General features: G+C 31.4%; 10 protein-coding genes. 4 read left to right on the plus strand and 6 right to left on the minus strand.

Annotated elements, in window-relative coordinates; all coding sequences use genetic code 11:
* Nucleotides 1-885 precede the first annotated feature (885 nt).
* Nucleotides 886-2,139 carry an ATP-binding protein gene (locus tag ACFWDE_RS27845; protein ID WP_377896052.1) on the plus strand — a complete coding sequence of 418 codons (1,254 nt, stop codon included), beginning with the start codon at nt 886-888 and terminating at the stop codon, nt 2,137-2,139.
* Between the two features lie 1,243 nt (nt 2,140-3,382).
* On the opposite strand, the gene ACFWDE_RS27850 is transcribed toward ACFWDE_RS27845, so the two are convergent.
* A complete protein-coding gene (locus ACFWDE_RS27850) occupies nt 3,383-3,751 on the minus strand; it encodes a hypothetical protein (protein WP_377896053.1) in 369 nt (122 codons plus the stop codon).
* Between the two features lie 662 nt (nt 3,752-4,413).
* Between ACFWDE_RS27850 and ACFWDE_RS27855 the strand changes: the two genes are divergently transcribed.
* Complete coding sequence (locus tag ACFWDE_RS27855) at nt 4,414-4,722, plus strand: glycosyltransferase family A protein (protein ID WP_377896054.1); 309 nt, start codon at nt 4,414-4,416, stop codon at nt 4,720-4,722.
* Nucleotides 4,723-4,813: 91 nt separating this feature from the next.
* Nucleotides 4,814-5,008: a hypothetical protein gene (locus ACFWDE_RS27860; RefSeq protein ID WP_016096711.1), complete on the plus strand. Its 195-nt coding sequence runs from the start codon at nt 4,814-4,816 to the stop codon at nt 5,006-5,008.
* A 142-nt stretch (nt 5,009-5,150) separates the two neighbouring features.
* Here ACFWDE_RS27860 and ACFWDE_RS27865 read toward each other — a convergent pair whose 3' ends face one another.
* From ACFWDE_RS27865 to ACFWDE_RS27880, 4 genes are all read right to left on the minus strand, one after another.
* Entirely contained in the window at nt 5,151-5,771 is a 621-nt protein-coding gene (locus ACFWDE_RS27865; protein WP_377896055.1) for an HAD family hydrolase, read from the minus strand.
* A 19-nt stretch (nt 5,772-5,790) separates the two neighbouring features.
* Nucleotides 5,791-6,555 (minus strand): DeoR/GlpR family DNA-binding transcription regulator, encoded by a 765-nt coding sequence (locus ACFWDE_RS27870; protein WP_377896056.1) that lies wholly within the window; start codon nt 6,553-6,555, stop codon nt 5,791-5,793.
* 253 nt (nt 6,556-6,808) lie between these two features.
* Nucleotides 6,809-7,048, minus strand: a complete 240-nt coding sequence (locus ACFWDE_RS27875) for a hypothetical protein (protein WP_377896057.1) — start codon at nt 7,046-7,048, stop codon at nt 6,809-6,811.
* 1,102 nt (nt 7,049-8,150) lie between these two features.
* Nucleotides 8,151-9,035 (minus strand): MurR/RpiR family transcriptional regulator, encoded by an 885-nt coding sequence (locus tag ACFWDE_RS27880; RefSeq protein ID WP_377896058.1) that lies wholly within the window; start codon nt 9,033-9,035, stop codon nt 8,151-8,153.
* A 315-nt stretch (nt 9,036-9,350) separates the two neighbouring features.
* On the opposite strand from ACFWDE_RS27880, the gene ACFWDE_RS27885 reads away from it, so the two are divergent.
* Nucleotides 9,351-10,733 carry a 6-phospho-beta-glucosidase gene (locus tag ACFWDE_RS27885; protein ID WP_377896059.1) on the plus strand — a complete coding sequence of 461 codons (1,383 nt, stop codon included), beginning with the start codon at nt 9,351-9,353 and terminating at the stop codon, nt 10,731-10,733.
* Between the two features lie 502 nt (nt 10,734-11,235).
* Here the strand turns inward: ACFWDE_RS27885 and ACFWDE_RS27890 are convergent.
* On the minus strand, nt 11,236-12,055 hold an 820-nt coding region (locus ACFWDE_RS27890; RefSeq protein WP_377896060.1), incomplete at its 5' end, for a tyrosine-type recombinase/integrase.

Below are 12,055 nucleotides of genomic sequence, written 5' to 3' on the forward strand. Positions count from 1 at the left end.
ATAAATTATGATATTAAAACATATCGTTTCATAAAAGTAAAAATATTAGGATACCTTAACAAAATAAGAAACCTGGTAAAATACTAGAATAACAGTAGTTGGAGTACGGAAATGATTCTTGGCATGAAGGACCACTAAAAAGATATTTTAATATGTAAACAGATATTTTCAGCTTGAATATAAGGATTAATAATGAAATTTTATTGCATTTACTCCTGCATTGTTTATATCAAAGATAGTAAATTATGTTATTATAGGATTTTTTCTATTAGTTTACTGGAAATTTGCATTATTATGTGACAATAAATATCATTGTATTTAATATAAAATGATATAAAAAAGGGGGGTACGCAGCTAATTATCGGAACTTTCGGTCGATTATCATACTAAAATTAGTAATAAGAATATGAGTAAAAAAGTAACAACGTTATTACGAAGTTCGACTATTGGTCTAAGTATCCTAGCATCTCAATCGTGACCTCTTGAATACTTTTTCGTTTTCAAATAAATTAAACTAACAAAAAAATAATAATTTTTAATTTTTTCTTTGTAATTTAATAAATTACATGTTAATATGGGAAGGCTATAAAATAGATTTCGTCATATACAACGTTTTTTCGGAATATTCACTCCAGAAAAACGTAACTATTTCAGTAATTCACTTCATGTTTTAGCTATATAAGGGCTACGTTCAGTTTTTTTGTTCATAAGTAAAAGTAACTTTTTATTTCTATCTTCCTCATCGGTTCTAATATAAATAGTAAAAAAGCACTTTTTCAAGTGCCCTTCCTTTTCTTTTTTAAAGATAGAAAATCTAATAAAACCAAACACCTAGATTAAACACATTCATAATCCTGCTTACAAACTCGCAGAGAGGCATAAACTATGGGAATTCCTACACTATTATTAAATACCTTTATTATTATAATTTGTATCCTTAGTTACCAAGTATTTTGGCTAGAACATACAGAAAAAATGGCATGTAATAATATATTAATTTCTGTTCTTTCCTCCATTTCAATTATTTTTTGTATGACTTTTCCTTTTCATTTACATGCTGGGTTCATTTATGATTTACGTTTTATTCCCATCATATTAGTTTTTCTATATGGAAATACAAAGTGCATTATTTGTATTGGAGTTTTATATCTTTCTTATAGATTTTACTTAGGTGGAAGCGGAGTTTTCCCATCATTTATTATCTTTACTATTATTTCTGTTATTACAATCATGTTTCGTTACTTATCACCTACTTTTTTCAAGGAAAAGAAGATATTATTAAGCATTATACTTATTTTGATATGTACAACTTCCCTTTCTATCTGCGGTATTGTAACGCAAATAAATACAGGTGGTAAAATTGACTCTACTCTCATCGAATTTTCATTTAATTATATAGTCATAAATATTTTCACATTATTATTATCAGTTTATTTAATAGAAGGAATGATCGAGAAATATAAAATAAAAGAAAGAATGCAAAGAGCAGAAAAATTTTATATAGCCAGCGAACTAGCTGCATCTATTGCGCATGAAATCCATAATCCACTAACCACGGTACAGGGATTCACTCAGTTATTAAATGAAAATGAAAGTTCTAAGGTACCTCAAGATAAGTACTTGGAAATCATGTTAATTGAAATGCAACAAATACAGGCTACTATAAATAACTATTTATCTTTAACCAAACCACAAAACATTATTAAAGAGAAACTAGATATTAATCACATTTTGAATCAGGTAATAGATACAATTTCACCACTCGCTCTATCATGGAATGTTGAATTAAAACTGAATATTACAGACTCCCTTTTTATAAATGCTGATTCTGAGAAATTAAAACTGTGTCTAACCAACATAATACAAAATGGAATTGAGGCTATGAAAAATGGTGGAGTATTACAAATAAATATACAAAAAATGAAAGATAATATTGTAATTGATATTATTGATACAGGAATTGGAATGTCTTCTCAACAAATAAAACGAATTGCTTTGCCATTTTATTCAACAACAGAAAAGGGTACTGGGCTTAGTACTATGATTGCGTACAGTATTATTAAAGAATTAAACGGAGATATAGAGATAGAAAGTGAACTAGGAAAAGGAACACACTTTTCTATCACTATCCCCTGCTAATATAATAGAAGATTTATTTAAATGATATTAAGATGAAGGGATAGCTATTAAGCTATCCCTCCTCTGCGTTTATTATTGTTACTTAATTAGAGAATCCCATTTATATTAGTGACAAAAAATGTGATGTGATTTGCAATGTTTGCACCTCAAAAGGGAACCTGTTAGTACGTAACTGCCCTCTTTTTATTACTGATTTCTTTTAGAATATTTCAAATAATTCTATTTCTCTCTCATTTGATTCTTCTGACATTTTTTGAACTTCTTGTTTTACCTGTTTTTCTTGTATTGATACCTGATTATTATCAGATGTCATTTTGTATCCAAAATAAATTACAAAAAACAACAAAATAATTATCCAAATACATATAAACACTTTATAAGAATTTTTCACTTTATATACCTCAATCACTCTATTTAAATCCATTTCGAAATTAATTTTTTAATGCTGTTATAATTACCAATCTCTTCATTTATTTCGATACACTCATATGTAAAAGTAACTGCGCAGCAATTAGACTGAACCTTAAATATGTACTAAATTGTGTGGGAAAGGAAGTACATTTTATATAATCCCATTACCTAAAAACCCCTAAATAGTTGGTATTCTTCTTCTTTTAAGACAGAAAGGATTTTTAATATAATGTATGAAGTTCTAACTGAGACTTCTTACTACACACACTCTTACGCACATAGAAATAACGTTTCTAGTATATGATTTGTAACAAAATATAAACAATAAGAAGATAAAATGAAACAAAAGTCACATAAAGTAATACTTTTGTAACATTAATGTAACATATAAATTTTTAACATACAATAGTTTTTTTACAGTATTTTTTATAAGCATATACTCATTGAACATCTGCCTTCCTTACAATATATCCCCAGATACTTTAAATACCGGTGCTATCCTTTCGATGTATTTTTCAGGCTAGATACAGTTTTTTATTTACTACTATTCTTAAAACTACATTGGTTTGTGAGCTTTCTTTTCAACCTCTCATATTTGCAACATTGTCTTCTTCATATGTCACTTATTACATAATTCCTCTAGAAATATGTGTATCCTATGCTCTCTTATAGTATCTATGCACTACAACTCAATAAATAAGCACACCCTCTTCAATAGTAATCTCAAGATTCGTTCCACTTTCATTTTCGTGCACTCTACTTTCACACAAAGGAGAATTGACAAATAAATAAGTGCTAATATAAGAAATATATATAATGCCATACTTCATCATTATTGCATGCATGCTTGCTTGTTTCTTTCATCTTTCACAACAAATTCTATATGATAATAGTTGCACTTCTTCTCTTCATGAAGTTTTTGATGTACCATTATGACTCTCTCAATTCTGTCAAAACAGTCACTTCTTTTTTTTATTTTTTCTTTCTCAAATAGTTCTGATTTTCCCATTGATTCTTTTACCATAACTGTATAACCGCCATAAGATTGTTTGGATTGTAGAGGTAAATCTTTATTTTCGATGACGGATTGTATATCAAATCGTTTTACACCAAAAAGTATACCTACTTCTGTTTCATCCATCATAGCTAAACCGCACAGTGATACTGTCGCTCGTCTCTTTGCTTTGGTTTCACAAGTCATCAGTGTATGAGCTAACTGAGCGGGACTAAGTTTTCTTCCAACTTCTGTACTAATAGGAACTGCGCCTATAGCTGTAGTTCACTTACTTCCCTTAAACCGGATAAAAGCAAACAACCCTGTAAATGGATCTAGTCCATATTTTCTGCATACAAAATGGTAATATTGCCGCTTTTCTTCCTCTGTTAGCTGTGATAAATCACTATTTATTGCCAATCTACCTAATATAATTTATATTTCCTCAACCACTGTTGGTCTTTCCTTTGTACTAGGTATAAAAGAGCGTTCTAATATATTGGGAAACGTATTGAGTTCTTGCTTTTGTTTCTTATAATAAGTGACAATTTTTCACTTTGAGCTGACCTTACATAAGGCGTGTCTTACTTGAGACAGAGTAACTTTGACTCCTTTGTTTAAAAGATAACTGTACCGCTTTCGATACCCCATTCACCCTTTTAAAAGTTTAAATTGCATGACAATATAAGCCGCTGTCTTTTTACGTTTTTTCTTATTTTCAGTAGGCTTACGATGAATAAAATCTATGTATATATAAAATAACCTTATATTTATTATGAGGAGCATTTATGGTTGCTGTTGCAAAGTTAAAAAAGCATACTCAGATTGATAAATGAATAATATTTCAAGTAATTGTTTTGGTGTATTTTATGCTGAAAAGCAGGAGCTTGATTAAAGATTTCTTCTCTGTTTTTATAGGATCAGGTGCAAGGAACGGAGAAATTTATCGACATGAGGCATCACAATTGGCAAAAGGAAAATTTGTATGTTATCTGAGTGGCGATGATTCATGTTTTCCTGATCACTTACAATACATGGAGCAAGCTTTATCCAAAGCAGATTTTGTACATAGCCGCTATATGGCTATTGTGAATAAGGAACAAATGATGGCCATTCAGGGATCATTTGAGGAACTTGAGACTCGCGATCGTATGTTGAAAGAGTCATATAAATTTTAGTCCTACGATTGCTGGACACCGCATAGTTACCTATCACCGTTTTCTTGAAGGATGGAGTCCTGGACCAGAGGATGTGTGGAGTGATCTTAATATGTGGCGAAAATTTCTAAAGCTAGATAATATAACTTTTCATTCAATACCAGCTGTAACTGCTCTTATTCTTCCTTCACCCTTTAGAACTAACATGACATTACAAGAAAGAGAAGCAGAAACGGCATTTTGGGCAAAACAAATTCGTTGCCAATCTTTTCGTTCTACTATTCAAGATACATTTTTTACACTCTAATTCTAGATGTTCCTGCTGCAAAGATGCCTAAAATGTAGAAAGAATTGGATGAAGGGATTATAAATAAAAAGTCGATTTCCTGTACGTTAAGAAATCGACTTTTTAATGAGTAATTTAATGTCTTGATTAGAAACGAGCTTAATTAAATTAAATCCAAAATATCTTTTGGGGTATTTAATACATAATTAGCTTTTTCAAAACCTTCTTTTGTCTTTGAGCCCCATAAAGCGAGTGCGAATTTAACACCAGCACTTTTCGCACATTGCATATCGTATATAGAGTCTCCAATGTATACTGCCTCATTATTAGGAACATCTAATTGTTTCAAACAAGCTAATAATGGTTCAGGGTGTGGTTTGTGTTTATCCGTATCACACGCACAAATTGTATGTTCAAAATGACCGCTTAGATCAAATGGCTCGAACTCATCTATTAATTCTTGCTTAGTTTTTGATGTAACAATACCAAGCTTTAATTTACTAAGGGATAACTCTTTAATAATGCTTTCTAATTCTTCAAACACGGAGACTTCATGAGAAAAATCTAGTACAGATTTGGCCCATTTCGGATGAACAACATCTATATTTTGTACATTTAATTTTTTTAAGGTTTCTTTTCCAGGAATCCCTAATGCAAATCTTAAATCCTGTAACGCATAATCTTCCTTTAGTTCTTCTTTTAAAACTTTTTGTAAGGATTTTAGTATTGCTTTTTCTGTGTCTAAAATTGTGCCGTCTACGTCAAAAACAAGAGATGTAATCAAAATAAATCCTCCCTATTTTTTAATCTTCACTTGCAATTACTACTTCAACACCGTTTTCTTTCAAAGTATTATATAAATCATTAGACATAACTTGATTTGTAATGAATGTGTCTATAGATTCAAGCGTTAAACCCTTATAATTTCGTCGCTGATTCCATTTAGTGTGATCTGCCACTAAAATAACTTGATCAGCATGTTTTATTAATTCACGCTTGAAATAAATATCTTCTTCAAAACCATAGTATATCCCGTCTTCTGTAATACCTGCGGTTCCAATGAACACCTTGTCAAAGTGATAATCTTTGAGTTTTTCAGTGGTCGAAGTCCCCGTAGTATGTCGAGAAACCTTATTTAAAGTTCCTCCCAAAAGGTGAATAGTCGTATCTTCAGATTGAGCTAACATATAAGCAGTATCAATCGAATTCGTCACAATAGTTACGTTCTTTGATTGCAAATGTTGCGCTACAAAGTTGACTGTTGTTGAAACGTCTAAATAAATCATGTCATTGTTTGCAATTATATTTGCAGCTTTCATTCCAATCAATTTTTTCGTTTCTAATTCAGTCTGTGACCGCTTTTGATAAGTATCAATTTTCTTATGAAAAGTAGCTAAAGCCACTCCACCATAGGTTCTAACTATTGCTTTATTTCTTGAAAGTTTTACTATATCTCTTCTTGCAGTATCTCGTGAGATATGAAACATTTCACACATTTGTTTTATATTCATGGTTTTTTGTATTTCTAAATAATTAAGGACTCGTATCAATCGTTCTTCTTGATTCATAAGTAACCTCCATAAGGATATCTTAAGTTAAAATAAGTTTATTCGCAAGTAAGTTTAAGTTATAAGGTGCATGAACACTCCTGCAATTAAGTGGTTTTAAGTAAATTTAGTAAAACCTTATTTTTAACGCCTTTATAATTTCAAGCGATTTTATGAGTGATTAAAAATTTTATCGTTGGAAGCATAAATTTGCCACGAAGAGAAAGAACCATAAATTTGCCAAAGTGGCAAGGTTATGGTTTAAATCACAATCCTATACTGTGTCTCCGTCTTTCGTATATACCACTTTCCCTTTAACCGTATCTAAACCTTTTAACTTGTCCTTATACGCTCCGGGAATATCGATACTACTCTTTTTTGTTTCCGTACCCTGTTGAACGGTTTTCCGTGCTATTTGTACTGCCTTAGAATCATTTGTTTGTGTTGAACTGCTACATACTGTAATTTGAAAGACTAATGATGTTATACAAGCAATCTTAATCCATGGTTTCATACCGTAGTATCTCCCTCCTAATTAAAACGCGTACCATATCCATAAATAAAAATGTAATATTGCTAAACTAAGAAAAACGAATAATTGCACTCGAGCATGACGTTTTTTCTCCCATGACAAAATGCGAAATAACCATAACACATATGTATTGCCATATAAGCACATGATTACTAGAATTTCCAAAGACTCTAAGTAAGTCGGCTGAGGTGCCATAAAACCTGCGAGAAATATAAGGATAAAAAACCAAGAAAACGTTCCGAAAAATATATCCAATTAAATTACAGACAATATAAGAATTTTTATTGATGTTTTCATTAATTACTCCCTTATAAGCGTATCTCTCTACTTAATATAAAAATGGACTATATGCTGGATTCACTTCTTTATAGTTACAACACAAGTAAAATCGAACCCACTTTGGATGTTCATTAAACGTAGCCCTGAATAAACGCTTATTACATTTAGGATATGTTGATATTTCAACTTCCCTTATTCTGCTTCTGACTCTCCACATTCACAAAAGATACATTTGTAGTTGATATTTCACCCGTACACAATACACCTTCCCCCTCTCTTTTTTCCAGGAATTTATAGGCAACGAAAAAAGGACGCACCTATGGCATATGTATGCGTAGGTGTGTCCTTTTGCAAGATAGATTTAGAAGTATTTGCTTGCTTTCATCATATCATAATTCTTATTAATTTTATATATGAAATTAAAGATTTTACGATGTTGTTTGTCCTTATATAAAAAATTTCTCTACTTGTTGGTTTGTAATAAAGTTTGATCAAAAGCATGCTACAACAATTGATTTTTCAACAGAAGAAACCCAAACATTTTGAAAAAGGTTTGGGCAAAATGCTTGGATTGTGTGTTGCTAGTGAATAATTATTAAAAAAGTTTAATCATTTTCTACTTGTGTTACTCAACAATCGCGCCCTTTAATTGAATAAACCACTAATTATTTTAGCTGTTACTATGGAAAGGAAAATGAAACTAAAGCACCCGATAGTTTAATTGTAATACTTCACAATTTTAAAAAATAAGCCTTTTGAGGTGTCATTGTTAATTGATTAATAATACAAATTGTTACAACTTCATTTAAACATTATCGTGTTTAACTTCTTGCATAACTTTATTGGAACTTTTTCTGTGATCGAAATATTTAGAAATGCGAATTTTATATTCGAGGTTATTTTTATAGTCTTCGGAAAAAACACAAGCATAGAGAACATCTAAAAGAAAACAGATGGAATCATTCGAACTGAAACTGCCTATCTTTGAATACAATCTCTCCCTAGTGGTAATTCGCAAAATGCAATCAGCGTATTTTGTTAGGGTATTTTCTCCAATACTTGTTAAAGCAATGACAGGTACTTTCTTTCTCTTAAGAAATGGCAACAGACCGACAATATCCTCACTTTCCCCACTATAAGATATAACAATTGCACAAGTTTCAGTATTAGAATTTACTGCTTCGAAATGAGGATCAACTGTGCATAGACTGACATGTTTTCCAATTCGGTTCATCTTCGATTTAAAATCATGACAAATCAATAAATTATGATACATAGAAAATACTTTAATATGAGCTGCTTTATCCAACATATTAGTTGCCCTTTGCAAATCATCATGATTTAAGAGAGACAAAGTATCACTAATAGTTGTCTGATTCAATAAAGCCATTTTATTTGCAACGGTCATGATACTATCTCCGTCATCAAAAGGATAATTAGCATCAATAGAAGAAAAATGACTATTTAGATATTCAATTTCATCAAGAAAACTATTTTTTAATTCAACCCATCCACTATATCCTAGTTTTTTAGCAATTCTAATTAAGGTGGATGGGTGAGTGTAAGTTTCTTTAGAAATTTGTTTAGTTGTTTTATCTTTAATATTCTCTCTCTGTTTAAACAAATATACGACTATTGCTCTTTCAGATGAAGAAAAAATATCTTCTTTCATTTTCTCTGTCAGTAACATATCTAATCACCTCTAATAATATTTCCGTTTGTAAATCACATTTACAAAATAAATTTATTTTAGTAAATGAAAATGTAAATGAAGAATGATTTTCGCTGTATTATATTGATTATATTTCTCCTTATTTTATACTACAGGTAAGAAAGGAGGAAGTAACAATCTATTTAATATTACTATCCCCATTCTTAAATTAAATTTACAAATTTTTTGTTTGTATGTAAATACAGTAACAAAAGAGAAACGCTCCCTTTCTTAATAGAGATTAAAAAATAACAAAAATGAAAATAGTAAAAGAGAACAAGGAGGAAAAATAAAATGACAAAAGGTATAAAAATTGTAACGATTGGTGGAGGCAGCAGTTACACTCCTGAATTAATGGAAGGATTTATTAAAAGATATGAAGAATTGCCAATTAGAGAAATGTGGCTTGTTGATATTGAAGATGGGAAGGAAAAACTTGAAATTGTTGGTAAGATGGCTCAAAGAATGTGGGATGCTTCTCCATATGATGTCAAAGTCCATTTAACATTAGACCGTCGTGAAGCATTGAAAGATGCTGATTTTGTTACCACTCAATTTAGAGTTGGCTTACTAAATGCTAGAATTAAAGATGAAAGAATTCCATTATCCTATGGGATGGTAGGTCAAGAAACAAATGGAGCAGGTGGAATTTTCAAATCTTTCAGAACGATTCCTGTTATTTTAAGCATTGTGGAAGATATGAAAGAATTATGCCCGAATGCTTGGTTAATCAACTTCACGAACCCAAGTGGAATGGTTACGGATGCAATTATTCGTTATGGTAAATGGGAAAAGGTTATTGGGTTGTGCAATGTTCCAGTTAATGCCATGAAATCTGAACCGGAATTAATAGAAACAATCTTAGATGACCTAATATATACTTTTGCCGGCTTAAACCATTTTCACTGGCATCGAGTTAAAGATTTGAAGGGAAATGATGTAACTTCCGAAATCATCGATAAATTGTATGATGGAGATTCCGGTATACCGTCAAATATTTTTGATGTTCCGTTTTTTAAAGAACAATTGAAACAGATGAATATGATCCCTTGCGGCTATCACCGTTATTATTACCGGTATGACGAGATGTTAGAACATTTGCTTGAAGAATACAATGATCCGAACGTTGGAACAAGAGCTCAACAAGTTAAACAGACAGAAGCAGAACTATTTGAATTGTATAAGGATCCTAACTTAAATTATAAACCTGAACAGTTGGCTAAACGTGGAGGCGCCCACTATTCAGATGCTGCATGTGAAACCATTGCTTCCATCTATGCAAATAAAAATACACACATCGTAGTTTCAACAAAAAATAATGGCGCTGTTCCAGACTTGGCTCCGGACGATGTTGTGGAAGTTTCTGCATATATTGGTGCTGCAGGAGCAAGACCAATTGCTTTCGGTTCTCTTCAACCGGCTGAAAGAGGTTGGCTGCAAGTAATGAAAAATATGGAACTATGTGTAGAAGAAGCAGCAGTAACCGGTGATTACGGATTAGCATTACAAGCGTTTATAATAAACCCGTTAATCCCTAGCGGCGAAACAGCAAAACGTGTACTAGATGAACTATTAATTGCACATAAAAGATATCTGCCACAATTTGCTGAAAAAATTGCAGAGTTAGAAACTGTAGGGATTACAGTAAAAGACGAAATAGCTAGAAATTTATCCTAAAAAGATAAATAGTGTCTAATAAAAAAGTGGTGACTTAAAAAAACATTAGATTCGCTCTTATGATGCTTTTACGAATTGCTGATGGCAAATTTTTTGAGAAAAATTCTTATGTTGGTGTACATGACATTCTCCCCAGCTTGGCGTTAACGCCTTACTCTCTAATAGACAAATGTGTTTCAGTTTCAATATAGCTAATTATGAGACCCTTTAAGGGTCTTTTTTTATTGTTCTAAGGCTACCAATCCAACATTTATAATGACTACCGTGATGTGTGTATAAGTATCCATAACCTTTCCCTAAAGTCTTATCAATTTATTTGGATACCTTATTCAAAAAAAATGCTCCGTTAGTTTAAGTACATTCCTTCACAATATCATCTATATATTAACATAGACATTCATTTTTCTTTAAAGGTGTTGTTCAATAATATGGCGCAATTCAAAAAGTTACGTCTATATATATGCACGCCTCGATTTTGATTGAAGATTAATTTCTGTAGCTTTCAAAAATATTTAATATAAAAATCGTGTCTCAACTTTCCGCTCAGTTGAGCATATATTCTCGTGGTTTCACTCTTCTCATGACCAAGTAAGCTTTGTATCACTTCAAGTGGCGCACCGTTGTTAATCATATGTGTAGCATAGCTGTGACGTAATTGATGAGGATGAATACTCTTTTTAATCCTGGCACGATTTGATATACGTTTGATAATAAATCTTAGGTTATCAATACTCATACGTCTTTTTGGCCTTCTTTCCGTAATAAACAAACAAGGCTCCTCATCACCTCTTTCATCTAGATACCTTTTTAACCAAATGGTGCAACGAGTATTAAAGTATACTTCCCTTTCTTTATCACCTTTCCCATGTACAATGACAGAATTCGTTGAGAAGTTAATATCGACACGATTCAGTTTTATGACTTCCCCAATACGGCAGCCAGTAGAATACAAAAATTCAAATAATGCATTCTCCATTGAGTTATGACATGCTTCCCTAAGATGTTCAATCTCTAGTTCCGAAAGGAATTTTGGGATTCTTTTGCCTAACTTCGGCTCTTTTAATTTAGCAGCAGGGTTTTTAAGAATAAAACCTTCATCATGTGTCCATCTAAAAAGTGATTTGATGCAACGAACTCGGTGTCCTAAACTAGATGGCTTTAAGTGTTCTCCTGCTTCAATTAAGTAACCCTTTAGTTTTTCTGTAGTAAATTCACTCATGTTAATGTCACCGAAATAACGTAATAAAAGATTATATTGAAAATAATATATTTTTAAAGTCAGAGGTGAATATCCCTCAATTTTTTTATCTAATTGATACTGT

Source organism: Bacillus sp. NPDC060175, from assembly GCF_042728695.1.
Classification (GTDB): domain Bacteria; phylum Bacillota; class Bacilli; order Bacillales; family Bacillaceae_G; genus Bacillus_A.